The organism is Pseudomonas sp. GW821-FHT02B10, assembly GCF_059421865.1.
Genome location: NZ_JBWKVU010000001.1, coordinates 57,354 through 84,001 on the forward strand (window position 1 = coordinate 57,354; position 26,648 = coordinate 84,001).

Sequence of the window (26,648 nt, forward strand, 5' to 3'; positions counted from 1 at the left end):
TGGGGAGGGTGGGCGGCCTATCGCGAGCGAGGTTGCTCGCGACAGGGCCTTGAGGGTCAGACGCGGAAGTGGCTGACCATCATTTGCAGCTGGTTGCCCAGGCGCGCCAGTTCGACGCTGGAGGCGGCGGTTTCATCGCTGGCGGCGGCGGTCTGTTCCGAGACGTCGCGCACGTTGATGATGCTGCGGCTGATTTCCTCGGCCACGGCGCTCTGCTCCTCGGCAGCGGCGGCGATCTGCTGGTTCATCGACTGGATGTTCGACACCGTGCGGGTGATGTTCTCCAGGGAGACACCGGCCTTGCGGGTCAGGTCGACGCTGCTGTCGGTCAGGCTGCGGCTGTTGTTCATCACGTTGGCCACTTGCTGGGTGCCGTTCTGCAGGCCGGCCACCAGGCCTTCGATTTCCTCGGTGGATTTCTGCGTGCGTTGCGCCAGGGCGCGGACTTCGTCGGCGACCACGGCGAAACCACGACCGGCTTCACCGGCGCGGGCGGCTTCGATGGCGGCGTTCAGCGCCAGCAGGTTGGTCTGTTCGGCCACGGCCTTGATCACGTCCATGACGCTGCCGATCTTCTGGCTTTCCTGTTGCAGCACGCTCATGGCGTCGGTGGAACGCACCACTTCGCTGGCCAGGCGTTCGATCTGGGCGATGGCTTCGGCCACCACCTTGTCGCCTTCGCGGGCTTCGCCGTCGGCGGCTGCCGCGGCTTGCGAGGCTTCTTCGGCGTTGCGCGCGACTTCCTGCACGGTGGCGGTCATCTCGTGCATGGCGGTGGCCACCTGGTCGGTCTCGACCTTCTGGCTGTTGACCCCGGCGCTGGTTTCTTCGGTCACCGCCGACAGCTCTTCGGCGGCGCTGGCGATCTGGGTCACGCCGTCGCGGATGCCCGTGATCAGTTCGCGCAGGGTCACGCCCATGCGGCCGATGCCTTGTTGCAGCACGCCGAGTTCGTCGCGGCGGGTGACGCGCACATCCTGGGTCAGGTCGCCGGACGCGATGCGCTCGACCACGGTCATGGTTTCACGCAGTGGACGGGTGATCTGGCGGGTGATGATCACCGCGGCCAGGATGCCCACCAGCAGCGCCAGCAGGGTGCTGATCAGTTGCAGGCTGCGGGCCTGGACGCTTTCTTCGTCGCGGCGGTCGAGCTGGAACTGGTACAGCTCTTCGCTCTGGCTGACGATCAGGGCGCCCTGTTCGGTCATTTCCTTGCGCGCCTGGCCGGCTTCGCTGACCGCGGCCTTGAAGGTCAGCAGGGAGGTGCGGTAGTCATCCAGCGCTGTTTTCAACTGGCGCAGGGCATCGCCCTGGGTGCTGCTGAAATGGCTGTCCAGGCCACCCAGCGCGGCAATCGCCGCGTTCATCTGGGCGGCGGCATTGCGTTCGGCTTCCGCGGTGCTGTTGTAGATGTATTCACGGACTTCGAAGCGCGCCAGCAGGAACTCCTCACGGGCCTTGGTGATGGCCTGGAACTGTTCGAAGCGCTGGTCGCTCAGGGGCATTTGCTGAACGCGCGTGGTGATGCTGTTGATCAGGTTGCGCGCCGTTTCCGAGTTGCCGTTCATCACCGCGCGGGCGGCATTGGCGTTGCGGTAGGCGTTGCGCATCTTGTTCAGGGACGCCTGGTAGGCGCTGATGGTGGTGCCCTGTTCCTTGAGCAGCTTGATGTTGGCCGGGTTCTTGAAGCTGTTCTGCAGCTTCTGTTGCTGGGCCGAGAAGTCGTCCAGGGAGGCCTGCACATTCTGCGCGGCGGTTTCGTCGCCGTTGGTCAGCATGTATTGCAGGCGGGTCACGCGCAGCTTGGTCAGCCCGGCGTTCAATTGGGTGATGTCGCTCATCCAGTTGCTGCGGTCGATCAGACCGCCCAGGCTGGTCCAGCCCGTGATGGCGAGGATGGTAGTCAGGGCCAGGACCAGGCCGAAGCCCAGGCCCAGCTTGAGATTGACGCTGATGTTGCCGAACCAGCTATTCATGCAATTCCTCCAGGAACGTTGTGCTGCTTGATCATGTATCGCTGGAAGATTGTTGTTATTGGTGGCCAGCAAGGATTTGTTCGCAGGTGTGTATCGGCGGCAAGGGCAATAGCTGAAACGATTTCGTCGCATTAGTTTTTTGCACCATTTTGGGGCTTTCCAAGGGCCTGATTTCGCTCCAGAAACCGCCTGGCCGATTGAGCTTTTTTTCACATCCGTTTCACTGGGCGGCCACGCCTCGCTGCCTAAAGTCCGACCCTCGATCGGGTGCCTCGCACTCGATTTGTCATGAGCGGCGGTTAGCGTCTGCTGCGCTGCTCAACTCAATGTCTGGTGGTCATATAGGGGCGGCTCGCACGTGGCGTCAGGACTCAGTCTTCCGGTGGCAAAGCCCGCGCTCGTCGCGAGCCGTTTTGCCCGTTATCGCAATAGCCTGGTGATCGCCCTGGTGGCCTTGCTGGTGCTGCCGCTGGTGTTCTTTGTGCTCAAGCCCGCGGCGGTGCCGGACCTGGCCCATGGCAACCTGGCCGGCGCCAGGGCCTTGAGCGCCGGCTGGGCCAAGGGCCAGATGATTGTGCTGATTCGTCACGTCGAGCGTTGCGACCATTCCAGGGCCGCCTGCCTGAACGTGCCCGACGGCATCACCGACCGTGCCCGTGACGTGGCGGTGGGGGTCGGCGCGCAGTTCGAGCACCTGGGGCTGGACCAGGCCGACATCTACCACAGCCCGCTGACCCGCGCGGTACAGACCTCGAGTTATATGTTCAGCAAGGCCGGCAGTGGCGAAGACTGGCTGTTCGACTGCAAACGCAGCCTGTTGCGCGATGCCCTGGCGCACAAGGTGGCCGGGCGCAACCTGGTGCTGGTGACCCACAGCGAATGCATGGCCGCGCTGGAGAAGGCGCTGAAGCTGCCGTCTTCGACCCTGGGCTACGGCGCCTCGTTGTTCGTCTCCACCGATACCCTCGACGGGCGTCCGCACATGCTCGGCTTCATCGAAGCCAGCGACTGGCGTTCCGTCGCCTTCAATCGCCCCTGACCGTCCCTTGTCCGAGACTCTGCATATGCCGGCGTTTTCCCGTTCCCGCTTTACGGCCTGGAGCTTTTATAAATGGAACCTCGGCCTGCCGCTGCTGTGCGCGGCGCTGGTGTTCCTGATGTTCGACATGACCCGGATCGACATCGCCTTCAGCGACCTGTTCTTCGATCCGCTGAGCCAGACCTTCCCGCTGGATCACTCCCATCTGTTCGAGAAGATCACCCACAAGTGGGCGCGGATCATCCCCAACTGGACCGGCGAGCTGGCGCTGATCGGGCTGCTGCTGTCGTTTGTCTGGCCGCTGTTCAAGGGCGCAAGGTTCGGCCGCGGCAAGGCCCTGTTGGAGAAGCTCCGCGTGGCGCCGGTATTGCGTTTTACCGCGCGCCATCGCCGGGACCTGCTGTTCGTGGTGGTGGCCTTCGCCCTCTGCACCGGGGCGATTCACTACCTCAAGGGCCACACCAGCGTGTACTGCCCGGTGGAAACCACCCAGTACGCCGGCAAGATCGAGCACAAGGAGTGGTATGAGAACTTCGAGCTGTTGAAGACTGCCGGTGACGGCCGCTGCTGGCCGGGCGGCCATGCCTCGGGCGGTTTCACCCTGCTGGCGCTGTACTTCGTGGCCCGGCGTTATCGCTGGCGCCACGCCAAGGCGCTGCTGTACGGCTCGCTGCTGCTGGGTTTCGTCTATGGCACCACCCGGGTGCTGCAGGGCTGGCACTACATGTCCCATACCTTCTGGGCGGGGATCGTGGTGTGGCTCACCTGCTTGCTGACGGCGCTGCTGTTTTATGGCCGCGCCCGTCTGGAACAACCGGTGCTGGCGCACACTGAACCGGGGGCCGAGCAGTCCGCGGCGCTGATCGATAACGGCGCTTCAGTAGCTGACTGAATCGTCAGTGCGAGGCGCCTGGCGGGAGAGGGCCCCGGCGCAATTATTGGCGCTTGCCGATGTTTTTTGGGTGACCAGAACTGTTAGGGTGCGCGCCCCCGGAGAAAAGAGTTCCCGGGTTCCTGGTTTATGGAGTCATGCATGAAACACTTGAGCAAAATCGCCGCCTCGGCGCTGGTTGTCCTGGTTCTGGCCGGCTGCACCGGCACCGCGATGAAAACTCAGCAACTGGATAGTAGCCAGTACACCGTGGTCGGTCACAGCGAAGCAACGGCTACCGGCATCATGCTGTTCGGGGTCATTCCAATCCGGCAGAACAACCGCTTCGTCCGCGCCCAGACCGCGGCCATCCAGGCCAAGGGCGGTGACGCAATGATCAACACCCAGATCCAGGAAAACTGGTTCTGGGCCTGGGTATTGAGCGGTTACACCACCAAGGTCTCCGGCGATGTGGTCAAGCTGAAAACCGTTCAGTGAGCCATGCCGGCGCCGGTGCGAAAGCCTGGCGACGAGATAAAAAAAGGCACCCATGAGGGTGCCTTTTTTATGGGCGCTCACTGTGCCGGTCAGTGGCCGACAAAGTAGTAGGCCTGGCGACTGACCGTGACCTTCTTCAGTACCTTGAGCGGTGGCTTGGGGGCTTCCTGCAGGGCCATGACCGCAACGTTGTTCGGCGAGGTGCCGAGGAACTCATTCAGTTGGGCTTCGGTCTGCACATCCTTGAGCAGGCTCTGGGTGTAGAACACGCTGGCGCCGGCCGCGCGTTCGTTGGCCTGATACAGCGCCACCTGCTGCCCGGCGGCCTGCAGCGTCTGGATCTCGCTGATCAGCGGCACAAAGGACAGCTGGCGATCGGCGCGTGGCGCGGCCCACTGCGCGGCCACCAGGTAACTGCACACCACCAGCGTCAGCACGCCAATGGCCAGGCCGCGGCGCCGACGCCCCACGACGCTCCAGAACCCATCGCCCGCGGCGCGTTGGCGCAGGCGTTCGTACAGCACTGCCGCGTATTCGGCCGCCAGCACCGCCGCGGCCGGGGTCAGCGACATCAGGTACACGGTGCGCTTGCTCGACGCCAGGCACAGCAGGGTGAACTGGGCTACGAGCCACAGGCTGAAAAACAGCAGGTAGCGGTTTTTCACCAGGCTTTTGCGAAAGTGCCACAGGCCCAGGTAGACCAGGATGTTCCACGGCAGGAAGGCCTGCGGCAGCTTGGCCAGGTAGTAATAGAAGGGCTCGTAGTGCCCGGCCTCGACAAAGGAGCCATCGAAGCGCCCGACGCTGTTGGTCCACAGCACTTCGCCCAGGGCTTGCAGGCCCCCGCGCTGGTACAGGAAGTACAGCCAGATCAGCAGCGGCACCAGGCCGAGCAGGGTCAGCAGGGCGGGTTTGAGCCAGTGGCCGAGGGCGAAGCGCTTTTCGATCAGGCTGTCGGCCAGCAGCCAGGCGAAGATCACCACGCCCGGCATCGCCAGGCCCAGCACGCCCTTGCTCAGGGTGGCGATGGCGATGCCGAGGGCGAACAGCAGCCAGCCCAGGGGGGCCGGCTGGCGTTCGGCCTGGCGCCGTTGGGTGTGGAAAAACGCCAGCAGCGCCAGGGTCACGCCGAGGCTGAGCAGGGCGTCTTCACCGACCCCGCGCACATTGCCCCAGTAACTGGCCATGGTCGCCAGCATGGCGCCGGCCACCCAGGCCACTACCTTCGGGCGGCCGAAGCGGCGCAGCATGGCGTACAGCAGCATCACGCTGAACAGCCCGGCGAAGGCCGAGGCCAGGCGCACCGCCCACGGCGTGCCTCCGAATACGCGGATGGCGCTGGCATCGAGCCACAGGCTCAGCGGCGGTTTTTCCAGGAAGGGTTGGCCGAACAGGCGCGGCGTCACCCAGTCATCGTCCAGGTGCATCTGCATGGCGATCCCGGCGACCCGGGCTTCGGTGGAGCCCTGCAACTGGTGGTTGCCCAGGGCGAAGAAGAACAGCAGGGCGGCAAGCAGAAACAACAGCGGTGCGGGTCGCGACATGAGGGGACTGCCGAAGAGGTTGCGCCGGGGAGGATCAGGCGGTCCGAGTATACGGAGGCGATTCTTAACAAATCGTGAACGAGGGAGGATTGGGTAACAGCAGGTTCCTACCTGTTTTCCTTGTTGAACGGGGTGTACCGCATGGGGTTGAACGACCGCAAGCAGGTTGTCGCAATCGTCACTACGCTGGGAGGTGCGCCCGGCGGGTGATTGATCTTTGAAAACGCCCTGGGCGTCTTTCTTTCCTGCGGCTGAACAGGTGCCTTGAACATGCGCAAACTGTGGCGAAAGTATCTGGACCTGCTGGACGGCGACCTGAACACGCGGGTCTTCGACAACGTCAAGAACCTGCTGGTCTGCGCCTTGCTGTTCGCCGCCGGGACCAATGCGCTGCACAGCGACCACCACCTGTTCCTGGGCCTGTTCGGCTCCGGCCTGACCGGCTGGGGGCTGATCGGGGTGTCGGCGCTGCTGATGCTGCTCAATGTCAGCGACGGCCTGCGCCGCTTGGCCAGGCTGCCCTATCACCGGCTGCTGCAGGTCGCGCTGTTTCTGGTGTACCTGATATTGGCGGTGCGGGTGGTGGAGATCGTCTGGAACTTCCGGGCCGAGTAGCGCCAGTCATACCAGGGCGTCGTTGACCCGCGCGGTGAGCACATGATCCTGCCAGCGCCCGGCGATTTGCAGGTAGGCCCTGGCATAACCTTCGCGCTCGAACCCCAGGCGTTCCAGCAATGCGGCACTGCTCTGGTTGTCGGGGATGTAGTTGGCCATGATCCGGTGCAGCTTCAGTTCGTCGAACATATGGCCGATGGCGGTCTGCAGCGCCTCGTGCATCAATCCCCGGCCCTGATGGGTCGCGGCAAGGGAATAACCCAGGTAACAGGCCTGGAACGCCCCGCGCATGATCCCGGTGAAATTGCACGTGCCGATCATCTGGCCGCTGGCCTTTTCCAGCAGGGCGAAATGCACGGCATTGCCAAAACCATAGGCGACCGCCTGCTGTTCCAGGCGCAGGCGTACCTGTTCGGTGCTGTAGTAGTGGGCCGGTCGTAACGGCGACCAGGGCGCCAGGTGCTGCTGGTTGTCCAGGTGGTAGGCGCTTTCGAGTTCGGCCTGGGCCTGGGCCGGGGCCAGCACCACCAGGTCGAGGCGGGCGCTGTGGAGTTCAAGGAGGGCCATGGATGCATCTCGAATAAGGAGGACAAAGGCTTGCCGGGGTGTCATCGCGACAACACACACACAAACTCTACAAAAAACGCGTGTCGACCACCCCGGAAATACCCTATACAGAGAGCGGCTCGCAATCGTCCATGGCGTTCGCGGGCGCCCGTACCACCCACCACGCAGGAGATGGACATGTTCAGGTTCCTCACGGTCACTGAATTAGAGCAAACCCCTCGGCATCGTCATGGCGGCTCCGTCAGCGGAGCCATTGCTGCCTGGGAGCTGAAAAATCTGGCTCTCAATACCAAGGGGTTTGTCATATGTCCAAAGAATTACTCGGAGTTTCTGCTGTAGGGTTGATGGTGCTGGGCGAGTTCTGCGCGATCTACAGCGAAGTGGTCGCCGCCCGCCTGGCGCAGACGGGCAACACGTCATGGCCGGACCTGGCCTTTCCCGTACTGATCATGTGTTTCGCCGGTATCTGCCTGATTGGCGCCTATTGGCTGGGCTATTTGGCGGTCGGCGATATCTGGATGATCACGGTGGTGTCGGTGACCTCGCTGTTGCTGCTCGAACCGCTGGTGATCTGGTCGGTGTTCCGTGAGTTGCCGGGGCGCGGCACGCTGATCGGTTGTTGCCTGGGCGCGCTGGGCATGCTCTCGGCGGTCTTTCTGTAACTCGCGCAATGACTCGAATACGGCCTGGCGGCGATCCCGCCGGGCCGTTTTTTTGTCCGCGATTGGCTGCTCGCAAGTGTTAAGTGGCCGCTTCGGTTTGCGCATCGAAAGCCGCCATGGCCATGGGAATCATCGCTAATAGGCGCGGCTTGCCGATGCCATCACGGGCCTGCACCGACAGCCCATGCAGCACCGTGGCATAGCAGTCCCCGAGGGACATCACGTCGGTGCGCTTGGGCAGCTCGCCAGAGCGCACGGCCTGCTCCAGGCGCTCGATGATGGAGCGGGTCCTGTCGCGACGGTGCTCGGCCAGCCATTCTCTGATGCCGTCGTTGTCCGCCGAGCAATTGGTGGCGGAGGACACCACCATGCAGCCCAGTGGCCGGTCGGGCTGGGTATAGAGTTCGACGGCTTCCCTGAGCATGCGCTCGATGGCATCGCGGGCACTGATGTCGTCGCCCAGGGCGGCGTCGGCAAAGGCGCCGTCGCCTGATTCGTAGACTTCGATGGCCTCGCGAAACAACGCTTCCTTGGAGCCAAAGGCCGCATAGATGCGCGCCGAGGCGATGCCCAGTGCGTCCACCAGATCGGACATGGACGTGGCCTCGAAGCCGCGCTGCCAGAACACATCGCGCGCCTTGTACAGGGCCTGCTTTCGGTCGAATTCGCGGGGTCTGCCTGCCATGTCCAGTTCTCGATGCAAAGGGAGTGGTGCTAATTATTGGTCGATCGACAAAAAAATCAAGCCATCGTATTGACGGGGTGTTGAGGGCAGCCCTATTGTTTGTCGAACGACAAATAATAGGGCGTTAACCATGAAAACCCTCAAGGGACCGAGCCTGCACCTGGCTCAATTCAGTGATGCGGCACCGCCATTCAATACCCTGCCCGCCATTGCCGCCTGGGCGGCGGGGCTGGGGTTCAAGGCGCTGCAAGTACCGGCCTGGGATGAGCGCCTGTTCGATGTCCGCCTGGCGGCCAGCAGCCAGGATTATTGCGATGAGGTCAGCGGCACCCTGGCCGAACACGGGCTGGTGATCAGCGAACTGACCACCCACCTGTTCGGCCAGTTGGTGGCGGTGCATCCCGCCTACGACAGCCTGTGCGATGGCTTCGCCCCGGCGGCTCTGCGGGGCGACAGTGGCGCCAGGACCCAGTGGGCCCTCGAACAGCTGAAACTGTCCGCCAAGGCTTCGCGCCGGTTGGGCCTCAGCGATATGGGGAGCTTTTCTGGCTCGTTCGCCTGGCCCTATTTCTTTCCCTTTCCACAACGCCCGGAAGGCCTGGTCGACTCGGCGTTCAATGAGCTGGCCAAGCGCTGGCTGCCGATTCTCGACGCCTGTGACGAGCAGGGGGTGAACCTGTGCTACGAGATCCACCCGGGCGAGGACCTGCATGACGGCGTGAGCTTCGAGATGTTCCTGGAGCGGGTCGGCAACCACCCGCGCTGCAAGATGCTCTTCGACCCCAGCCATTTCGTCCTGCAGCAACTCAATTACCTGGACTACCTGGATATCTACCACGAGTTCATTCGCATGTTTCATGTGAAGGACGCCGAGTTCAATCCCACCGGTCGCCAGGGCATTTACGGCGGTTATCAGCCCTGGGCCGAGCGGGCCGGGCGGTTCCGGTCGCTGGGCGACGGGCAGGTGGATTTCAAGGGGATCTTTTCCAAGCTGGCGCTTTATGACTATGCCGGCTGGGCGACTCTGGAATGGGAGTGCTGCCTGAAAGATCAGGAGCAGGGTGCGCGCGAAGGCGTGGCCTTTATCAACGAACACATCATCCAGGTGACGGACAAAGTCTTCGACGACTTCGCCGGCGCGCCGCTGGACCAGGCCCAGATCAACCGACTGCTGGGCATTGCCCAGCCCTCCCATCAAGGACGCTGAGCATGGATCTTTTCGAGCAGCAGGCTTTTGCCGGGCGTGACTACCGCCATGGCTACGTACAGGTGGACGGCGGGCGCATTCACTATGTCAGTGAGGGCCAGGGCAAGCCTGTGCTGTTGATCCCCGGGTGGCCGCAGACCTGGTTCACCTGGCGCCATGTCATGCAGGCGCTGGCCGGGCAGGGTTACCGGGCGATCGCGGTCGACCTGCCCGGCATGGGCTTGTCCGATCGCCCCGAGCAGGGCTATGACACCGGCACCACGGCGTCTCGCCTGCAGGCCTTGATGCTGGCGCTCGGTTACAGCCAGTACTCGGTGGTGGGGCACGATGTCGGCATGTGGGTGGCCTATGCCCTGGCCTGTGACTATCCGCAGGCGGTGGAGAAACTGGCCCTGACGGAGGCGGTGATTCCCGGTCTGGCGGAGGCGCCGGCGATCTTCGCGCCTGCGGGGCAGAACATCTTTCTCTGGCACTTCATGTTCAACCAGTTGCAGGACCTGCCGGAGATGCTGATCGCCGGGCGAGAGGCGCAGTACCTGGCTTACATGTTCGAAAAGTGGTCGGTGCATCAGGAGCGGGTCGCGGTCCAGACCTATGTCAAAGCCTACTCGGTGCCCGGTGGGCTGCGGGGCGGGTTCGCCTATTACCGGGCCATCCCCGAGAGCATCCGGCAGAACCGCGAGCGTGCCAGCCGCCCACTGGCAATGCCGGTCCTGGCGATTGGCGCCGAACACGCCACTAACGATGCGCCGCTGCTGACGATGAAGGGCAATGCCCTGAGACTTCAGGGGGCGATAGTGCCGGGGTGTGGTCACTTCATTACCGAGGAGGCGCCCGAGGCCTTTATTACTCATCTGCTGCCATTTCTGCGGCAGGAGAACTGAGTACGCCAGGCTGAGCGATCAGGAGGGAGTGGGACGCCAGCCTGTCTTTGCGAGTAGGGCTGATGGAAGGGCCGGGATTTTTTGCGGCCTGTTCAGGGATGGTTCAGGGCCTGCGGCTGCAACATGGCAGCCGGCATGCCCAAGCCTTCGGGCAACGCACCCTCTGACGGATCATCCATGGACCACCACCGCATTCGCATCGAGATGTTGGGCGTCTTTCTGCTCGCTTTGTTCCTGTTCACTTTCGGCATCTGGGACCAGCCAGCGCAAGGCTTCGACGGGCGCTGGTGGTTGTTCCTGCAGGAGATGTTCCGCCACGGCGCGAGCCTGTTTCCCACCACCTACGGCGAGCCTTACCCGGACTATCCGGGCACCGCCACCTTGTTCAGCTATGGCTTTGCCCAGCTGTTCGGCGCCCCTAACGAATTGGCCAATATCCTGCCCACGGCGCTGGCCTCGGCCGGGGTGCTGGCGCTGCTGTACCGCCTGCTGGCGCCGTTCGACCGCACCTGGGCGCTGCTGGCAGTGCTGCTCACGGCGCTGACCACCCAGTGGCTGGAGAAGTCGCGCTCGGTATGCCTGGACCAGATGGTCTCGCTGCTGTGCCTGGGCTGTTTTTACCTGCTGCACAGCGGCGAGCAGCTGGGTTCCAAATGGCGCCAGTACGCGATTTTTCCGCTGTTCGTCATCGCCTTCGCCATCCGCGGCCCCCTGGGGCTGATCGAGGTCTGCGGCGTGGCCTGTACCTACTGGGCATTGAGTATTTGCCGGGCACCGGGCGACGGCTGGCGACTGTTGAGCAAGGTACTCGCCCATGGGCTGATCGGCCTGATCCTGCTGGCCGCCTGCTGGTGGGTGTTGATGCAACTGGCGCAGTTCAGTGGCGGCGAAGCCTTCGCCCGGCAGGTCTACCAGATGCAGGTCGGCGGGCGCCTCGATGAAAGCGGCGAGCCGCTGTATTTCTACTTTCAGCTCAGCCTCTACCGGTACTTCCCGGTGGTGCCGCTGGCGCTGGCGACCCTGTTTGTCCTGCGTCGGCAATGGGGCGCGCGGCATGCGGACGATCAACTGCAACTGCTGGTGCGCTTGGGCGCCTGCGGACTGATGATCCTGCTCGGCTTGTCGGTGCCGCACTTCAAGCGTGCGTATTACATCCTGCCCATGGTGCCGATGTTCGCGGCGGTCGCGGCTTACGGCCTGCTCCATCCGCAGCGCTGGCTGCTCAGGGTGCGCTGGTTTTATCTCGGCCTGGTGGTGCTGTTGCCGGGCTTGTGCGCCGTGGTGCTGCTGGTCTGCCGGCACAGTTGGCAGAAGCACGGTTACTGGCCGGCGCTGTCATTGCCGCTGATGATGGCGGTGTTTTTCGGCCTGCAGGTGCTGGCGCTGCATGCCTGGCAAACCACTCGCAATGCGCCGGGGCGGCGCCTGGTGCTGCTCAGCTTGTTGGCCCTGGCGGCGCAGTGGTGGCTGCTGGTGAAGGTGATCGAGCCGGCCAAGGACCTGCAATTCGCCACCCGGGGTTTTGTCGGGCAGGTCGAGCAACTGCGTGGGGAGGACCGCGGCATCCTGGTGTTTCTCAACCTGGGCAAAGACACCTGGGCGGTGCGCTACATGATGAACCTGGACCACGACGAGCAGCCGCGGTTTATCGGCAAGGACGACCTGTCGCCGCTGGCGTCGCTGCCGCGTCCGGCCTGGGTGATCCTGGCGCGCAAGGATCGGGCATTGTTGGCGGGAACTGCACTGGAACAGGCGACCCCGGTGTTCGAGGGGCGCTTGAATGACAATCCCTGCCTGGTGTTCGAGCTGAAGTGAAGGCCAGGCAGCCCCAGGGCGGGGCTGCCTGAGGGCGGATTATTTATCCGACTTGATGCTGGTCCAGACCCGGGTCCGCACGCGCTCCAGCTTTTGCGGCAGCGGTTGCACCACATAGAGCTTCTTCAGGGCTTCGGGGGTTGGCGTCAGGTCGGTATTGCCGGTGATCTCCTTGTTGATCAACGCAATCGAATCCTTGTTGGCGTTGGGGTAACCGAGGAAATCACTGATGGGCGCGATGACTTTCGGGTCCAGCAGGGTGTTGAGGAACTCATGGGCCTCGGCGACATTCTTCGCGCTCTTGGGAATGGCGAAGGTGTCGAACCAGATCGGCGCGCCTTCCTTGGGCAGGCGCCAGTCCACCACCACCCCGTTGCCGGCCTCTTTGGCGCGATTGCCGAACTGGTAGAAGCTGCCGGAGTAGCCGATGGCCACGCAGATGTCGCCATTGGCGATATCGGTCATGTATTTGGCCGAGTTGAAGTAGGTGACGTAGGGGCGGATCTTCAGCATCAGATCCTTGGCTTTTTCATAGTCCTGCGGGTTCTGGCTGTTGGGGTCCAGGCCCAGGTAATGCAGGGCCAGCGGCAGGATTTCCGACGGCGAGTCGAGCATGGCCACGCCGCAGGACTTGAGCTTCTCCATGTTCTCTGGCTTGAACACCAGGTCCCAGCTGTCCACCGGCGCGTTGTCGCCCAGCGCGGCCTTGACCTTGGCAGGGTTGAAGCCGATCAGCACCGTGCCGTACATGTAGGGCACGCCGTACTGGTTGCCCGGGTCGTTGCTGTCCAGCAGCTTGAGCAGCTCGGGGTCCTGGTGCTTCCAGTTGGGCAGCTTGGACTTGTCGAGCTTCTGGAACACCCCGGCCTTGATCTGGGTGTCGAGGAACTGGTTCGACGGCACCACCAGGTCGTAGCCCGAGTTGCCGGTCAGCAGCTTGGCTTCGAGGGATTCGTTGGTGTCGAAGGTGTCCCAGGTGACCTTGATGCCGCTGTTCTTGGCGAAGTCCTTGGGCACCGACGGCAGGATGTAGTCGGCCCAGTTGTACACCCGCAGCTCACGCTGCTCGGCCTGTGCCGCGCCGGCCAGCAGCGACAGCCCACAAACGGTGGCACTCAGTATGCGTTTCATAGTGGCCATGAATGGTTTCCCCAGCGTGGCGATGGTTTTTATGTTCTGTACGCGGCAGGCGGTCCTTGAAAGGGCAAAGGACAAAGAGGGTCAAGGTTCACAAGGGCGGTTCTGGTGACAGCCTGGGCCACCGAGTCAGTGGTCCGGGTTCGATTCTTGCCGACGGCCCCTGGGATTCACAGCACGGGGTTGGCCAAAAGGGGATCGTAATGGCCATTGATCGTGTCCATGGCAGGCAACGCGCTGGCCCTGGGTTCAGGGAGTGAAGCCCGGTAACCGCGCCACCCGCTCGGCCAGGTACTCCATGAGCAAGCGCACGCGCAGGGGCCGGTAGCGGCGCTCGGGGTAGATCAGGAATGCCTCGTTGGCTGGCCCGCTCCAGTCGGGCAGGACCCGCATCAGCTGGCCGCTGTCCAGCAGGTCGCTGACCAGCCAGGCCGGGGTGATGCAGAGCCCGGCGCCCTGCAGCACGCCGTCACGGATGGCCAACGAGCTGTTGCTCCGGTAGCGCCCTTGGGGGGTGACGCTGACCTTCTCGCCGCTCGGGCCGCTCAGCTCCAGGCGGTCGCCCGCCGCCAGCCAGGCGAAGCGCAGGAAGTTGTGTGCGCCCAGGTCGGCCGGGCTGTTCAAGGGCGCATGCTGGCGCAGGTACTCGGGTGCCGCCACCAGGTAGCGCGGCGACGTGGCGATGCGCCGGGCGATGGCGTTGGGCGGCAGGTCCCCGCCCAGGCGCAGGGCCAGGTCGACGTTCTCCTCGGTGAGGTCGACGAAGCGATCGTTGAAGATCAGCTCCACCTCGATGTCCGGGTATTGCGCCATGAATGCCAGCAGCAAGGCATTGAGGTGCAACAGCCCCAGGCTCACTGGCACGTTAACCCGCAGCACGCCCTCGGGGCGCTCGGTCAGGCCGCGCACCTCGGCCACCGCTTCGCTGTATTCCTCCAGCACGGCTTTCGCCCGCTCGTAGAAACGCTTGCCCTGTTCGGTGGGCGTCAGCCCGCTGGTGCCGCGGATGAGCAGGCGGGTGCCCAACTGCTGTTCCAGGGCCGCCACCAGCTTGCTGACGGTGGGTTGCGTGCTGCCCAGCTCCCGGGCGGCCGATGACAGGCTGCCCAACTCGACGGCGCGGACGAAGCAATGCATCGCTTTGAGGCTGTCCATGGGTATTCGATATCGGAATGGGCTGTATGAGGTTATGCCTTCTATCACGGTTATTTCGAATGGAGCAATCTGGCTCGCCTCAGCCTTACGGCCTCAAGGAGCTACCCGGATGAAAGCCCTGCACTCAAGATTTTCCCTGCCGCTGATAGTCACGGCCCTGCTTGCCGCAGGTCCTGCCCTGGCCCAGGACAACTGGCTCACCACTTGGATGGCCAGCCCGCAACCGACCTGGGGCAACGAGCTGCCGCTGCCCACGCGGATTCCCGAGGCCCTGGCCGACAGCACCGTCCAGCAGAAGCTGCGCGTCAGCGTCGGTGGCAGCCGGGTACGGGTGGTGGTGTCCAACGAATACGGCCAGCAGCCTCTGCTGATTGGCGCGGCGCGGGTCGCGGCCGTGGAGGAGGGCGAGTCCGTTCGTGCAGGTTCCGGGCACATCCTGACGTTTGGCGGCAAGGAACAGGTCAGCATTGCACCAGGTGAAACCCGCACCAGTGACCCGGTCGCGTTGGCGGTGCCGGCCCTCGGCGAGCTGCGGGTCTCGCTGTACCTTCCACAGCCCACGCCGTTGACCACCTTCCACTGGGACGGCAAGCAAACCGCCTTTATCGCTGCGGGCAACCACGTCGACACTCAGCAGTTAGCGGGTGAGCGGCAAGTGGAAGCGCGGCTGTTACTCAGCGACATCCTGGTGGACGCCCCGCCCGACAGCCGGGCGCTGGTGGTGCTCGGCGACTCCATTACCGACGGCAACGGCTCGACCCTGGACAGCAACCGCCGCTGGCCCGACTTCCTCGCCCAGCGCCTGGCCGCCGAAAACATCGCCGTGCTCAACGGCGGCATATCCGGCGCGCGCCTGCTCGAAGATGGTATGGGCGCCAGCGCACGGGCACGTTTTGAACGCGACGTGCTGAGCAAACCCGGGGTGAAAAGCGTGGTCGTCATGCTGGGAATCAACGACATCAGCTGGCCCGGAACCGCCTTCGCGCCCAACGCACCCTTGCCTGCACTGGACAAGCTAATCGCCGGCTATCGACAACTGATCGACCAGGCGCACCGCCACAACCTGCGCATCATCGGCACCACGCTGCTGCCCTTCGAAGGCGCCCTGGAAGGCAGCAGCATCGAGCACTACCACAGCCCACAAAAGGAACAACTGCGCCAGGCGCTCAACCAGTGGATACGCACCGGCCAGGCATTCGACGCGGTGATCGACTTCGACCGGATGACCCGTGATCCGCGGCATCCGACCCGGTTGTTGCCACTTATGGATTCGGGCGATCACCTGCATCCGGGGGATGCGGGGAATAGGGCGATGGCGGAGGGGGTGGATTTGAAGGTGTTTTTTTGAGTGTTTGGCGAGGGCGTTGAATTCGAATGCGGCCAGCATTCCAGGCCCGTTCAGGCCGTGTCTGTTTTCCACATGCGCAGGTGATGTCATTAAGGAACAGCGCGGCAGGTCATGCTGCCGCGCCGTGCGTTCGCGGGGTGTTCTACTTCAGCGATGGCGTGTGGCGACAGCCATCGAGCAAGGCGTCTACCACGGCCCGTGCCATCTCCACCGAGTGCACCAGGGACCAGATCAAACCGCGCTCGATGCCACTGCCGCGCTCAGTGATTTCATCGGAAACCTCCTCGGCGCTTTTCAGCAGCAGGGAGACATGGAGCAGGGCTTCTTCGGCGTTGATGCCTTCCCGGACCGAGAACAAGGAATCGCGGCTCACCGGGATACTGACGGTTTTTTTGAGCGACTGAATCAGAGACACATCAGCAGGCTGAACTGACAGTTTCTGCCGGATGTGCTGATTGGCCTGGTCGTGTTCGAGGTTCCTGACGCGGTGGGTAGCAGTACGGGGCGGATCAGGGACGAGCTTTTTCATGGTGTAACTCCTAGTACAGAGATAGGAGCCATCACCGTCGCTGCTAAACGATAGGGTGGCGGCCGTTCGCAGGTTAGCAGACCGGTGACTAGGACCCCGGCGCACCCGAAGGTGCCCTGCGCACGGCCGCCATAAAGCGGAGCCAAAAAAAGCGCCACGTAATGGGGGCGCCATGCGCCTAGTTACACGTCGAGCTGCTAAACCCGGTCACTGAATTTGCAGTGACGAATCGAGGCTAGCCAGTGCAGGGCGGTAGGCGCAAGCGGCTGGGAGTTTCTAGGAAAATTCGCACAATAGAAAGAGACTTAACGCTGCTTCAGGGGAAGGAAGGCTCGGCACTGTGAGTGCGGGGAGGGGGCGGTGGGCGATGGTGGCGGAACGTTAAGGCCAGAAACAACAAAGCCCGCACAAGGCGGGCTTTGTTGGTGCTTCGTTTGGTGGAGCCGGGGGGATTTGAACCCCCGTCCGCCAGTACTCCGCTGTCGGTACTACATGCGTAGCCGTGTCTATTGAGTTAACCCTCAGCGACCCGACGGGCAGGGTGCTTTGGGCGAGTTGTGTAAGTTTTAGCCGCTTCGTCCACAACGTACTGCACGGCGATTCTGTTCTGTATGACAATCATTTCGGGTTTACAGACATCCCCTGATGATTGCTGGACCCGAAGGTACCAGAAGGAAGGCTAGCGCCGCTTACGCAGCGAGAGCGTATTCCCCGTAGGTTTCGTCATTGGCAACTATAGGAAGTTGCAACAGTGGATTTACGAGTTCTGTTACCAACTCGGCATGCACCTAAAGTTTCGCAACCGGCGTCGAATCCTAAACGGCCCCGAACCTGCTGTGCATTACCAGCAGGTTTGTAGAGTCTACGCCAAAATGGCCCGCAAGGCCATCCCGAAGGCGGGGCCCGTTAGCCGCCGCCTTCACCCTTGGCGCTGTTCTGGATGCTCTGGATCGCGCGGGTGGTTAGGGCGATGCATTCCTTGGTGCCTTCCTCGGTGTTTTTCGCCTGGGCCGCCTGGGCTTGTTGCACGGTGGCGTCGATGTTGGCCTGCAGGTCCGCGGCCTGGATGGTGGTCCGTGCATCACGGATGGTTTGCAGGTTCACCTGGCACAGGTCTTCCTGGTTCCCGGCGAAGCCGGGGGAAGCCAGGATCGAAGCGGTGACGAACAGGCCTAACAGTACAGAGCGTTTCATAGGCGTCTCCTTGAACTGAAGGGCCAAGCACTGCTGGCCATCAGCACGAACTGCCGAGATTTCAGGAAGCTCCCGTTTTCGGGAGCTTGATCGGTGGACTGCGGTGGTTCGCCAGGGTTCTATTTTTCTGCCCAGGGTCGCGACCACTGAGCCTGCGGGCGCAAAAAAAGGGGCGAAACACCTAATGCCTGTGTAGGAGCGAAGCTTGCTCGCGATGGTCGTTAACGGTAGCGCGTATTGACTGGGTAAATGCAGTGCTCTCACGTCCATCGCGAGCAAGCTCGCTCCTACAGTTGGTACATGGCGATCAAGCCGTTCTAGCCTGGGTCACCCGGTCCACCAGATAGACCAGCCCGTGATAATCGATCCCGCCATGCTGGCTCAGGCCGATTTCACAGGTGCGGCTGGTGGAGATGCCTTCGCTGCAGTACTGCACCGCATCCTTGAGACTACGCAGGGAATGAGCGTTGAGCTCTGGTGTGGTGAACCCTTTATCGCCCGCGAAGCCGCAGCAATGGATGCCTTCCGGGATCACCACATTGTTGCTGCAACGCCGCGCCAGGTCGATCAGCGCCTGGCTTTCGCCCAGGTGTTGGGTGCTGCAGGTGACGTGCACGGCGACCGGCGCTTCCTGCGGGGTGAACTCGAGCTTGTCCATCAGGTGGGTGCGGATGAAGCGCACCGGGTCGTACAGGTCCAGGCGCACGTCGCCCAGGTCCTGCACCAGACGCAGGGTGCAGGGGCTGGTGTCGCAGTAGATCGGGTCGAGGCCGCCGCGGCTGGCGTGGAGCAGGGCGCCGATCAGTTCCTGGCGCTTGTGCTCGGCCTGTTCCGCGTAGCCCTTGGAGGCGAACGGCTGGCCGCAGCACAGGCTTTCGACGTTGTCCGGAATCACCACCTGGTAACCGGCTTTTTCCAGCAGGCCGCGGGTCTTGTCGTAGAGCGAGCTTTGCTCTTTGTCCCCGGCCGCCGGGCCCATGACCCGCGATACACAGGCCGCCAGGTAGACCACCCGTGGCCGCTGATCGCTGACGGCCGGGCTGAAGCGAATGGCCCGTTCCGGCTGCGGCATGGCGCTGGTCCATTGCGGCACCTGGCCCTTGGACAGTTTGCTCAGCGCCGCGGAAACCCTGGCCAGGCGTGGTGCCCCCAGCAGCATCCGCGCGCCGTTGGCCACGTGCAGGGTGAACCGCGCGCCCTGCAGGGTGGTGGCGAAGTGCGAGCCGAGCCAATCGGCCGCCTTGGCGTGAGTGGCGTGCTGGCTGCGCAGCTTCTTCACCAGCTCGCCGGTGTTGATGCCCACCGGGCAGCGCTGGGCGCACAGGCCGGTGGCGGCGCAGGTGTCGATGCCCTGGTACTGATAGGCCGCTTCCAGTTCCGTGGTGTCGACGCCGGCGCGCTTGCGGGCCTGGATATCACGCCAGATCACAATGCGCTGGCGCGGGCTCAGGGTCAGCCCCTTGGACGGGCACACCGGTTCGCAGAAACCACACTCGATGCACTTATCCACAATCTCGTCGGCCGCCGGCAGCGGCTTGAGGTGCTTGAGGTGGATCTGCGGGTCTTCGCTGAGCACCACGTCCGGGTTGAGGATGCCGTTGGGGTCGAGCAGGCGCTTGAGTTGCCACATCAACTGGTAGGCATCGCTGCCCCATTCCAGCTCGACGAAGGGCGCCATATTGCGCCCGGTGCCGTGTTCGGCCTTGAGCGAGCCGCCGAACTCCACCGCCACCAGTTGCGCCACGTCATCCATGAAGGCCTGGTAACGCGCCACTTCCTCGGCGCTGTTGAAGCCCTGGGTGAAGACGAAATGCAGGTTGCCCTCCAGCGCATGGCCGAACAGGATCGCTTCGTCGTAGCGGTGTTTGTCGAACAGCGCGATCAGGCGATTGACGCCGATCGCCAGTTGCTCCACCGGGAAGGTCACGTCTTCGATGATTACCGTGGTGCCGGTCTTGCGCACCGCGCCGACGGCGGGGAAGGTGTCTTTGCGGATCGCCCAGAGCCGGGCGTTTTCCTTCGGGTCTTCGGTGAAATCGACCTGTTTTTCCACCGGGAAGGAGGCGAGGGACGCCATGATCTGCGCCAGTTGTTCCTGGAGTAGCGCGGAAGATGCGGCGCGGGATTCGATCAGCAGCGCACAGGCATTGGCGGACAGTTGCTGGACGAAGGCCGGCATCCCGGGTTTGTCCTGCACCGAGCGCAGGCTGCGGCGGTCCAGCAGTTCCACAGCGGATACCGGCTGGTTTTTCAGCACGGTTACCGCGTTGCAGCAGGTTTCCACATCCGGGAAGACGATCAGCGCTGAGGCTTTGTGCGGGTGGTCGATCACCGTGTCGTAGGTCACCGCGCTGATAAAACCCAGGGTGCCTTCGGAGCCCACCAGCAGGTGGCTGAGGATGTCCAGCGGCTCATCGAAATCCACCAGGGCATTGAGCGACAGGCCTGTGGTGTTTTTCAGCCGGTACTTGTGGCGGATCTTCGCCGCCAGTTCACTGTTGGCGCGGGTCTCGCGGCCGAGGCTGGCCAAGCGTTCCAGCAGCTCGCCGTGGCTGCTGCGGAAGGCCGCGACGCTGGCGGCGTCTTCGGTGTCCAGGCGAGTGCCGTCGGCCAACACCAGGCGCAGGCCGGCCAGGGTGTGGTAGGTGTTTTGCGCGGTGCCGCAGCACATGCCGCTGGCATTGTTGGCGACGATGCCGCCGATCTTGCAGGCGTTGATCGAGGCCGGATCGGGGCCGATCTTGCGTCCGAACGGCGCCAGCCAGGCGTTGGCCTGGGCGCCGATCACCCCCGGTTGCAGGCGGATCTGCTGGCCCTGGTCGCGGATCTCGCGGGCATTCCAGTTATCGCCGAGCACCAGCAGCACCGAATCGCTGATGGCCTGCCCCGACAGGCTGGTGCCGGCGGCGCGGAAGGTCACCGGTACGCGGTCGCGCTGGGCCAGCTTGAGCAGGGCCACCACCTCGTCTTCGGACTCGACACGGATCACCAGTTGCGGAATCAACCGATAAAAGCTCGCATCGGTGCCGAAGGCCAGGGTGGAGAGCGGGTCGTCGAAACGCCGTTCCTGGGGGATCAGTTGTTGGGCATCACGCAGAAAAGCCGTCGGTAGACTCATTGGTCCTCCAGGATCAGCACCACCAGGTCTTTCGGGCCATGGGCGCCGTAGGCCAGGACTTGCTCGATATCGGCGGTCTTCGACGGGCCGGACACCAGCAGCGCGTTGGTCGGCATGCCCTGGGCCCAGGCGTATTCCTGCTGGACCTGATAGAAGTTGTCGCGGATCTCGCTGGCCTTGAGCAGGGCGAAATGCACCGGCGGCACCAGGCTCATCAGCCGCGGTTCTTCGCGGGTCGGCCAGAGGATCAGGCTGCCGGTGGCGGCGATGGCGCCGAGGGTGGTGGTGAGGCTGGCCGGGGTGTCGTTGAACAGCTCGGCTTTCCATTCCTCGACGGGCCGATCATAGGCCTTCAACGTCGGCAGCCCGGGATGCTCGGCCCAGTATTGGCTGACGCGCTGGCCGTGGGGCGTGGTCGGTGCGATCAGCAGGCTCGGCAACTGGCGTTCGCCTAGCAGGCGGGCGAGCAGCGCCGGCCAGTCCTGGGCGGTGGTCTGATGAATCTCGGTGTGCACCGCTTCCATCTGCTTGCGCAGTTGCGGGATGCGTTGTTCCGGTGTGTAGGTGTAAGGCTCGGTGACCAGGGCCTCATCGAAGTTATCCACAAGCGGCGTGGTGCCGGTCAGGCTGGTGCGCAGCTTGGCGAGGATGTTCTGTTTGGCGCTCATCAACGTTCTCCCTGTTTGGCCAGATGCTCGCGGGCCAGGTCGTGCAAGGACCGGGCGGCGGGTTTCGGTGCGCTGTGGTTTTGCGTCCAGGGGCCGACGTTGTTCGGGGTCAGCGCGCGCAGGCGGGTGGCCGCCAGGCTGAACAGGCGATACAGGGTCGGCGAACTGTTGAGCCTGGCCCAGGCGTTCCAGATAAAACGTTCCTTGCGCGAGTACTTGCTGCCCTGGCCGCGCATCACCTGATGGGGGCCGTCCGGAGCCTTGACGTTCTCTTCGCGCAGGCGACGCAGCAGGCTCGGGATCGGGATCTTCACCGGACACACTTCGCCGCAGGCGCCACACAGCGAAGACGCGCTCGGATGGTCCGGCACCTTGGCCAGGCCGACCATGTGCGGGGTGATGATCTTGCCGATGGGGCCGGGGTAGACCTCGCCGTAGGCGTGGCCGCCGATGCGGGTGTAGACCGGGCAATGGTTCATGCAAGCGCCGCAGCGGATGCAGTTCAGGGTCTGGCGCAATTCGCTGTCGGCGAAGGCCTGGCTGCGACCGTTGTCGAGCAGCACCAGGTGCACTTGCTGCGGGCCGTCCAGCTCATGCTCCTTGCGCGGGCCGGAGATCATGTTGACGTAGGTGGTGATCGGCTGGCCCAGCGCCGAGCGGGTCAGCAGCGACAGCAGCGGCACCACGTCGCGCAGGTTCTCGACGACTTTCTCGATGCCGGTGACGGCGATGTGCACGGGCGGCACCGTGGTCGACATGCGGCCGTTGCCTTCGTTTTCCACCAGCAGCAGGGTGCCGGTCTCGGCCACGGCGAAGTTGACGCCGGAGACGCCGATGTCCGCTTCGAAGAATTTCTGCCGCAGGACCCTGCGACCGATCTGAATGAGTTGGTCAACGTCCTTGGTGTACTCCACGCCGAGTTTGTCGTGGAACAAGGACGCGACCTGACCGGCGTTCTTGTGGATCGCCGGCATGATTATGTGTGAAGGCTTTTCAAAGTCGAGCTGGACGATGAACTCGCCCATGTCCGACTCAAGGCATTCAATGCCTTGTTCAGCGAGGACATGGTTCATCTCCATCTCTTCGCTGACCATCGATTTGCCCTTGATCACTTGCCGCGCCTCGTGAGCCCGGATGATCGAGAGGACGATGCCATTGGCCTCGTCCACCGTTTCCGCCCAGTGCACTGTCACACCGTTGCGGGTCAGGTTCTGTTCAAGCTGCTCGAGCAGGTCGGGCAGCTTGGATAACGCACGGGCCTTGATCGCATTGCCCAGGGCCCGCAGGTGTTCGCGCTCGTGGGCATCGCTGAACGACGCCGCACGTTTGGCCATGAGGGAATCCATGGCGCTGCGAAAGTTGTTTCGCAGTTGTCGGTCGCCCAGGGCCTGGTGAGCCCGGGTGCGAAAATCGTCCGACACGGTCAGGGTCGGAATAAGCTCCGGGGCGCTCATCGGGCACCTCCGGTACGCTGCCAGAGGAAGCTGGCCAGGTGTTGGCCGCGCAGCGCTTCCCGTTGTTTCTCCAGCGAACCGTTGATGTTCATCAAGCAGCCGCAGTCGGCGCTCAGCACCTGGTGGGCGCCGGATTCCTTCAGCGCGCGGGTCTTGTCCGCGACCATCGCGCCGGAGATGTCCGGCATTCGGACGCTGAAAGTCCCACCAAAGCCACAGCATTCGCTTTCGTGGTCGTGTTCTACCCGCTCCACGTTGCCCAGTTGTGCCAGCAGCTCACGACCGTGCAGGTGGGTGTTCATCTCACGCCGTGCCGAGCAGGAGGTGTGCAGCGCCACCTTGATCGGCTCGCCACTGTCCTTGAGCTGCACCTTGCATACGTGCAACAGGAACTCCGCCAGCTCGTAGGTGCGTTCGGCCAGGGCCTGCACCTGCTTCAAGGTCTGCGGCTCGTCCTTGAACAAGTCCGCGTAGTGCTCGCGCAGCATGCCCGCGCAGGAACCCGACGGCACCACCACCGGATAGTCGCCGGCGAACAGCGCCAGTTGCGAGCGGGCCACGGTGCGCGCCTGCTCGGTGTAACCCGAGGTGTAGGCCGGTTGTCCGCAGCAGCTTTGCCCTTGCGGGTACTCCACGCGAATGCCTTCGCGTTCGAGCAAGTGAATCGCATCCATCCCGGCTTCGGGATAGAACAGGTCGACCACACAGGTGCCGAACAGGTAGACCCGCGACGGTTTCTCACTGGGGTACTGGCGCGGTTCGGCCAAGGGCGGTGCGACACGGGTCGCGTTAGGCACGGCGTTGTAAAAAAGCTCGCTCATCAGGCGTGTCTCCGGGTGGGCCCGGTTATCCGTCTGCGGCGGCTGCTGAATATAGAGAGACAAGCTTTCAGCAGCCTTGCAGACCGGGTTGTGAGTTGCAGGCGCCGGGTGGGTGCTCCGGCGCCGGTTCTTTCGGTGTCGCGATCAGTGCACCAGCATGCCGGTGAACCAGTAGGCCTGGGCCAGGGTGATCAGGCCGACGATGGTGGCAAAGAATAGGCTGTGCTTGAGGGTGAAGCGGAACAGGTCCGATTCCTTGCCTACCAGGCCGGTGGCGGCGCAGGCCACGGCGATCGATTGTGGCGAGATCATCTTGCCGGTCACGCCGCCGCTGGTGTTGGCCGCCACCAGCAGGGTGTCGTTGACGCCGATCTGGTGCGCGGTGGTGGCTTGCAGCGAGCTGAACAGGGCGTTGGACGAAGTGTCCGAACCGGTCAGGAACACCCCCAGCCAGCCGAGGAACGGCGAGAAGAAGGGGAACGCTGCGCCGGTGCCGGCCAGCACCAGGGCCATGGTCGAGGACATGCCGGAATAGTTGGTGACAAAGGCGAAGGCCAGCACCATGCCGATGGACAGGATCGGCCAGCGCAGTTCGTAGAAGGTCTCTTTCAAAGTGGTCAGACCAGTTTTGAAATTGATCTTCAGCACCAGCATCGAGATCAGCGCGGAGAAGAAAATCGCTGTGCCGGTGGCGGAAATCGGGTCGAGCTTGAACACCGCCGGAATCGCGGTCGGAGTGGCGACGATTGGCGCGCTCTTGATCACCAGCTGATCCAGGTGCGGAATCGCGAAGTTGAATACCCAGCTGTACATCGAGCCGCCGGCGGCGAACATCGCCTTGAACGGCTTGAGGGTCCAGATGGTGACCAGCACGGTGAGAATCAGGAATGGCGACCAGGCCTTGAAGATTTCACCGAAGCTGTAGGGTGAAGGCTGAGTGGTGCGCGGCTGGCCGAAACCGCCGTTGCGCACGGCAGCGGCGCCGACGCTGGCGGTGGCCGCGGCGAACGAACGCTTGGGTTGCCAGACCTTGAGGAACAGCGTCAGGGAAACCAGGCTGGCCAGGGCCGAGGTGATGTCCGGCAGCTCCGGGCCGATGAAGTTCGAGGTGAAGTACTGGGTCACGGCAAAGCTCAGGCCGGCCACCAGCGCCGCGGGCCAGGTCTCTTTGACGCCACGCAGGCCGTCCATCATGAACACCAGCCAGAACGGCACGAACAGCGACAGCAGCGGCAGCTGGCGGCCGGTCATGGCGCCGATCTTGAACGCGTCGATGCCGGTTACCTGGCCCGCCACGATGATCGGGATGCCCAGGGCGCCAAAGGCCACCGGGGCGGTGTTGGCGATCAGGCACAGGCCGGCGGCGTACAGCGGATTGAATCCCAGGCCCACCAGCAGCGCGGCGGTAATGGCGACCGGCGCGCCGAACCCGGCGGCACCTTCGAGAAAGGCCCCGAAGCAGAAACCGATCAGCAGCACCTGCAGGCGCTGGTCGTCGGTGATCGACAGCACGGAGCTGCGGATGACCTCGAATTGGCCGCTCTTGACCGTCAGTTTGTAGAGGAACACGGCGGCGACGATGATCCAGGCGATGGGCCACAGACCGTAGGCAAATCCATAGCCAGCGGCGGCAAGCGCCATGTCGGCGGGCATTTGGAAGGCGAAGATCGCCACCAGAATCGATAGCCCCAGGGTGATGCTGCCGGCGACGTGTCCTTTGAGGCGGAACACGGCCAGAGCCAGGAAGAAGAAGACGATCGGGATGACGGCGGCGAGGGCGGACAGGCCGAGGCTGCCGAGCGGGCTGTAAAGCTGTTGCCAGGTTTGCATATGGGGTGGCCCCTAATTGTTGTTGGTCAGGCACTGGTCAGCGTATTTGGTTAATTGGTAAGACCAATTTACAATCGCTGTTGGCTAGGGTAAAAGCCTTGTGAGCGGTGTGTCAATTTGCCGCCCTAAAACTTTTGTCGAAGGTGCGGTGCAGATGGCATCTGATCCGCTCGCCGACATGCGTTCTGATAGGTGCTGGCGCAGCCCCGATAGGCCAGAATAGAGAGCCCGGCGCGCGGTCGGGATCGTGGAGAGTGAGTTATGGGGTTTGATCAGATTCGTCAGCGCCGTTTGTCTGACGATATTGTCGAGCGGCTCGAGGGGATGATCCTCGAGGGCACGCTGAAGTCCGGTGAGCGCCTGCCGGCGGAGCGTGCGTTGGCGGAGCAGTTCGGTGTCTCGCGACCGTCGTTGCGCGAGGCGATCCAGAAACTCACGGCCAAGGGCTTGCTGGTCAGTCGCCAGGGCGGCGGTAACTATGTGGTGGAGTCGCTGGGCTCGACCTTCAGCGATCCGCTGCTGCAGTTGTTGGAAAGCAACCCTGAAGCCCAGCGTGACTTGCTGGAGTTTCGCCACACCCTGGAAGCCTCATGTGCCTATTACGCAGCATTGCGTGCCACCGAGGTGGATCGTGAACGGCTCACCGCGGCCTTCGAGGAGCTGCAGGATTGCTATTCCCGGGCCGGGGATGTGAGCCGGGCGGAAGAGGGTGCGGCAGACGCGCAATTTCACCTGGCGATTGCCGAGGCCAGTCACAACGCTGTCTTGCTGCACACCATTTGCGGGCTGTTCGATCTGCTCAAGCGCAACGTGGTGACCAACATTGGCGGCATGTACAAGCAGCGCACCGAAACCCGCGACATGCTGATCAGCCAGCACCGCGATCTGTACCAGGCGATTATCGAAGGACGTGCCGAGCAGGCGCGCGAAGTCTCCAGCCGGCACATTCTGTATGTGCAGGAAGTGCTGGAAGAGGTGCGTCAGGAAGTGCAGCGCATGGCCCGGGCGGAGCGGCGCAAGGGGATTTAGTT

At 63.4% G+C, this 26,648-nt stretch carries 23 protein-coding genes, 1 other RNA gene and 1 pseudogene; 10 read left to right on the plus strand and 15 right to left on the minus strand.

Going from position 1 to position 26,648, the window contains the following annotated elements; genetic code table 11:
* Window positions 1–56 precede the first annotated feature (56 nt).
* The gene (locus AC07VU_RS00235) at window positions 57–920 is read right to left on the minus strand and encodes a methyl-accepting chemotaxis protein (protein ID WP_420801067.1); all 864 of its coding nucleotides are present in this window, start codon (window positions 918–920) and stop codon (window positions 57–59) included.
* A 42-nt stretch (window positions 921–962) separates the two neighbouring features.
* Window positions 963–2,108: pseudogene (locus AC07VU_RS00240) on the minus strand (methyl-accepting chemotaxis protein); the annotation flags it as partial.
* 250 nt (window positions 2,109–2,358) lie between these two features.
* On the opposite strand from AC07VU_RS00240, the gene pmrG reads away from it, so the two are divergent.
* The 3 genes from pmrG to AC07VU_RS00255 all read left to right on the plus strand — a co-directional run bounded on the left by pmrG (window position 2,359) and on the right by AC07VU_RS00255 (window position 4,384).
* Entirely contained in the window at window positions 2,359–3,015 is a 657-nt protein-coding gene (gene pmrG, locus AC07VU_RS00245; protein WP_457275606.1) for a lipopolysaccharide core heptose(II)-phosphate phosphatase PmrG, read from the plus strand.
* A gap of 25 nt (window positions 3,016–3,040) precedes the next feature.
* Entirely contained in the window at window positions 3,041–3,907 is an 867-nt protein-coding gene (locus AC07VU_RS00250) for a phosphatase PAP2 family protein (protein ID WP_457276736.1), read from the plus strand.
* A gap of 141 nt (window positions 3,908–4,048) precedes the next feature.
* The gene (locus AC07VU_RS00255; RefSeq protein ID WP_063428261.1) at window positions 4,049–4,384 is read left to right on the plus strand and encodes a hypothetical protein; all 336 of its coding nucleotides are present in this window, start codon (window positions 4,049–4,051) and stop codon (window positions 4,382–4,384) included.
* Between the two features lie 89 nt (window positions 4,385–4,473).
* Here the strand turns inward: AC07VU_RS00255 and AC07VU_RS00260 are convergent, their stop codons facing one another.
* Window positions 4,474–5,928: an ArnT family glycosyltransferase gene (locus AC07VU_RS00260; protein ID WP_495029392.1), complete on the minus strand. Its 1,455-nt coding sequence runs from the start codon at window positions 5,926–5,928 to the stop codon at window positions 4,474–4,476.
* Between the two features lie 270 nt (window positions 5,929–6,198).
* Between AC07VU_RS00260 and AC07VU_RS00265 the strand changes: the two genes are divergently transcribed.
* Window positions 6,199–6,543, plus strand: a complete 345-nt coding sequence (locus AC07VU_RS00265) for a hypothetical protein (RefSeq protein ID WP_087091193.1) — start codon at window positions 6,199–6,201, stop codon at window positions 6,541–6,543.
* A gap of 6 nt (window positions 6,544–6,549) precedes the next feature.
* Here the strand turns inward: AC07VU_RS00265 and AC07VU_RS00270 are convergent, their stop codons facing one another.
* Window positions 6,550–7,110: a GNAT family N-acetyltransferase gene (locus AC07VU_RS00270; RefSeq protein WP_495029393.1), complete on the minus strand. Its 561-nt coding sequence runs from the start codon at window positions 7,108–7,110 to the stop codon at window positions 6,550–6,552.
* Window positions 7,111–7,454: 344 nt separating this feature from the next.
* Here AC07VU_RS00270 and AC07VU_RS00275 point away from each other — a divergent pair, with 344 nt between their 5' ends.
* Window positions 7,455–7,772, plus strand: a complete 318-nt coding sequence (locus AC07VU_RS00275; RefSeq protein WP_101336790.1) for a hypothetical protein — start codon at window positions 7,455–7,457, stop codon at window positions 7,770–7,772.
* Window positions 7,773–7,851: 79 nt separating this feature from the next.
* Here the strand turns inward: AC07VU_RS00275 and AC07VU_RS00280 are convergent, their stop codons facing one another.
* A complete protein-coding gene (locus AC07VU_RS00280; RefSeq protein ID WP_053259585.1) occupies window positions 7,852–8,457 on the minus strand; it encodes a TetR/AcrR family transcriptional regulator in 606 nt (201 codons plus the stop codon).
* 130 nt (window positions 8,458–8,587) lie between these two features.
* Between AC07VU_RS00280 and AC07VU_RS00285 the strand changes: the two genes are divergently transcribed.
* From AC07VU_RS00285 to AC07VU_RS00295, 3 genes are all read left to right on the plus strand, one after another.
* Complete coding sequence (locus tag AC07VU_RS00285; protein WP_087091197.1) at window positions 8,588–9,664, plus strand: sugar phosphate isomerase/epimerase family protein; 1,077 nt, start codon at window positions 8,588–8,590, stop codon at window positions 9,662–9,664.
* 2 nt (window positions 9,665–9,666) lie between these two features.
* Complete coding sequence (locus AC07VU_RS00290; protein WP_495029394.1) at window positions 9,667–10,548, plus strand: alpha/beta fold hydrolase; 882 nt, start codon at window positions 9,667–9,669, stop codon at window positions 10,546–10,548.
* Between the two features lie 177 nt (window positions 10,549–10,725).
* The gene (locus AC07VU_RS00295) at window positions 10,726–12,363 is read left to right on the plus strand and encodes an ArnT family glycosyltransferase (RefSeq protein WP_495029395.1); all 1,638 of its coding nucleotides are present in this window, start codon (window positions 10,726–10,728) and stop codon (window positions 12,361–12,363) included.
* A 39-nt stretch (window positions 12,364–12,402) separates the two neighbouring features.
* Here AC07VU_RS00295 and AC07VU_RS00300 read toward each other — a convergent pair whose 3' ends face one another.
* A complete protein-coding gene (locus AC07VU_RS00300; protein WP_495029396.1) occupies window positions 12,403–13,503 on the minus strand; it encodes a polyamine ABC transporter substrate-binding protein in 1,101 nt (366 codons plus the stop codon).
* Between the two features lie 246 nt (window positions 13,504–13,749).
* Entirely contained in the window at window positions 13,750–14,655 is a 906-nt protein-coding gene (locus AC07VU_RS00305) for a LysR family transcriptional regulator (protein ID WP_495029397.1), read from the minus strand.
* Between the two features lie 109 nt (window positions 14,656–14,764).
* On the opposite strand from AC07VU_RS00305, the gene AC07VU_RS00310 reads away from it, so the two are divergent.
* Complete coding sequence (locus AC07VU_RS00310; protein WP_495029398.1) at window positions 14,765–16,003, plus strand: SGNH/GDSL hydrolase family protein; 1,239 nt, start codon at window positions 14,765–14,767, stop codon at window positions 16,001–16,003.
* A gap of 142 nt (window positions 16,004–16,145) precedes the next feature.
* On the opposite strand, the gene AC07VU_RS00315 is transcribed toward AC07VU_RS00310, so the two are convergent.
* From AC07VU_RS00315 to AC07VU_RS00350, 8 genes are all read right to left on the minus strand, one after another.
* Window positions 16,146–16,532 carry a DUF6124 family protein gene (locus tag AC07VU_RS00315; RefSeq protein WP_495029399.1) on the minus strand — a complete coding sequence of 129 codons (387 nt, stop codon included), beginning with the start codon at window positions 16,530–16,532 and terminating at the stop codon, window positions 16,146–16,148.
* A 435-nt stretch (window positions 16,533–16,967) separates the two neighbouring features.
* Window positions 16,968–17,359, minus strand: a transfer-messenger RNA (tmRNA) gene (gene ssrA, locus AC07VU_RS00320).
* Between the two features lie 79 nt (window positions 17,360–17,438).
* Window positions 17,439–17,726 carry a PA2433 domain-containing protein gene (locus AC07VU_RS00325; protein WP_492569182.1) on the minus strand — a complete coding sequence of 96 codons (288 nt, stop codon included), beginning with the start codon at window positions 17,724–17,726 and terminating at the stop codon, window positions 17,439–17,441.
* A 307-nt stretch (window positions 17,727–18,033) separates the two neighbouring features.
* On the minus strand, window positions 18,034–20,844 hold the full coding sequence (locus AC07VU_RS00330) for an FAD-binding and (Fe-S)-binding domain-containing protein (protein ID WP_495029400.1): 2,811 nt from the start codon (window positions 20,842–20,844) through the stop codon (window positions 18,034–18,036).
* Complete coding sequence (locus AC07VU_RS00335) at window positions 20,841–21,512, minus strand: LutC/YkgG family protein (RefSeq protein WP_495029401.1); 672 nt, start codon at window positions 21,510–21,512, stop codon at window positions 20,841–20,843. The genes AC07VU_RS00330 and AC07VU_RS00335 overlap by 4 nt, the downstream gene beginning before the upstream one ends.
* A complete protein-coding gene (locus AC07VU_RS00340) occupies window positions 21,512–22,966 on the minus strand; it encodes a LutB/LldF family L-lactate oxidation iron-sulfur protein (RefSeq protein WP_495029402.1) in 1,455 nt (484 codons plus the stop codon). The genes AC07VU_RS00335 and AC07VU_RS00340 overlap by 1 nt, the downstream gene beginning before the upstream one ends.
* Complete coding sequence (locus AC07VU_RS00345) at window positions 22,963–23,787, minus strand: (Fe-S)-binding protein (RefSeq protein ID WP_009042111.1); 825 nt, start codon at window positions 23,785–23,787, stop codon at window positions 22,963–22,965. Before AC07VU_RS00345 ends, AC07VU_RS00340 begins: the two co-directional genes overlap by 4 nt.
* A gap of 144 nt (window positions 23,788–23,931) precedes the next feature.
* A complete protein-coding gene (locus AC07VU_RS00350; protein ID WP_053259598.1) occupies window positions 23,932–25,617 on the minus strand; it encodes a lactate permease LctP family transporter in 1,686 nt (561 codons plus the stop codon).
* Window positions 25,618–25,878: 261 nt separating this feature from the next.
* On the opposite strand from AC07VU_RS00350, the gene AC07VU_RS00355 reads away from it, so the two are divergent.
* Window positions 25,879–26,646 (plus strand): FCD domain-containing protein, encoded by a 768-nt coding sequence (locus tag AC07VU_RS00355; RefSeq protein ID WP_495029403.1) that lies wholly within the window; start codon window positions 25,879–25,881, stop codon window positions 26,644–26,646.
* Window positions 26,647–26,648 lie beyond the last annotated feature (2 nt).

Bases quoted from the DNA above. Each gene is read 5' to 3' on its own strand.
- AC07VU_RS00295 (WP_495029395.1), top strand. From the start codon at position 10,726: ATGGACCACCACCGCATTCGCATCGAGATGTTGGGCGTCTTTCTGCTC.
- AC07VU_RS00300 (WP_495029396.1), bottom strand. From the start codon at position 13,503: ATGGCCACTATGAAACGCATACTGAGTGCCACCGTTTGTGGGCTGTCG.
- AC07VU_RS00340 (WP_495029402.1), bottom strand. From the start codon at position 22,966: ATGAGCGCCCCGGAGCTTATTCCGACCCTGACCGTGTCGGACGATTTT.
- AC07VU_RS00265 (WP_087091193.1), top strand. From the start codon at position 6,199: ATGCGCAAACTGTGGCGAAAGTATCTGGACCTGCTGGACGGCGACCTG.
- AC07VU_RS00235 (WP_420801067.1), bottom strand. From the start codon at position 920: ATGGGCGTGACCCTGCGCGAACTGATCACGGGCATCCGCGACGGCGTG.
- AC07VU_RS00275 (WP_101336790.1), top strand. From the start codon at position 7,455: ATGGTGCTGGGCGAGTTCTGCGCGATCTACAGCGAAGTGGTCGCCGCC.
- AC07VU_RS00305 (WP_495029397.1), bottom strand. From the start codon at position 14,655: ATGGACAGCCTCAAAGCGATGCATTGCTTCGTCCGCGCCGTCGAGTTG.
- AC07VU_RS00355 (WP_495029403.1), top strand. From the start codon at position 25,879: ATGGGGTTTGATCAGATTCGTCAGCGCCGTTTGTCTGACGATATTGTC.
- AC07VU_RS00350 (WP_053259598.1), bottom strand. From the start codon at position 25,617: ATGCAAACCTGGCAACAGCTTTACAGCCCGCTCGGCAGCCTCGGCCTG.
- AC07VU_RS00285 (WP_087091197.1), top strand. From the start codon at position 8,588: ATGAAAACCCTCAAGGGACCGAGCCTGCACCTGGCTCAATTCAGTGAT.
- AC07VU_RS00255 (WP_063428261.1), top strand. From the start codon at position 4,049: ATGAAACACTTGAGCAAAATCGCCGCCTCGGCGCTGGTTGTCCTGGTT.
- AC07VU_RS00280 (WP_053259585.1), bottom strand. From the start codon at position 8,457: ATGGCAGGCAGACCCCGCGAATTCGACCGAAAGCAGGCCCTGTACAAG.
- AC07VU_RS00270 (WP_495029393.1), bottom strand. From the start codon at position 7,110: ATGGCCCTCCTTGAACTCCACAGCGCCCGCCTCGACCTGGTGGTGCTG.
- AC07VU_RS00310 (WP_495029398.1), top strand. From the start codon at position 14,765: ATGAAAGCCCTGCACTCAAGATTTTCCCTGCCGCTGATAGTCACGGCC.
- AC07VU_RS00290 (WP_495029394.1), top strand. From the start codon at position 9,667: ATGGATCTTTTCGAGCAGCAGGCTTTTGCCGGGCGTGACTACCGCCAT.
- AC07VU_RS00345 (WP_009042111.1), bottom strand. From the start codon at position 23,787: ATGAGCGAGCTTTTTTACAACGCCGTGCCTAACGCGACCCGTGTCGCA.
- AC07VU_RS00325 (WP_492569182.1), bottom strand. From the start codon at position 17,726: ATGAAACGCTCTGTACTGTTAGGCCTGTTCGTCACCGCTTCGATCCTG.
- AC07VU_RS00315 (WP_495029399.1), bottom strand. From the start codon at position 16,532: ATGAAAAAGCTCGTCCCTGATCCGCCCCGTACTGCTACCCACCGCGTC.
- AC07VU_RS00250 (WP_457276736.1), top strand. From the start codon at position 3,041: ATGCCGGCGTTTTCCCGTTCCCGCTTTACGGCCTGGAGCTTTTATAAA.
- AC07VU_RS00260 (WP_495029392.1), bottom strand. From the start codon at position 5,928: ATGTCGCGACCCGCACCGCTGTTGTTTCTGCTTGCCGCCCTGCTGTTC.
- AC07VU_RS00335 (WP_495029401.1), bottom strand. From the start codon at position 21,512: ATGAGCGCCAAACAGAACATCCTCGCCAAGCTGCGCACCAGCCTGACC.
- AC07VU_RS00330 (WP_495029400.1), bottom strand. From the start codon at position 20,844: ATGAGTCTACCGACGGCTTTTCTGCGTGATGCCCAACAACTGATCCCC.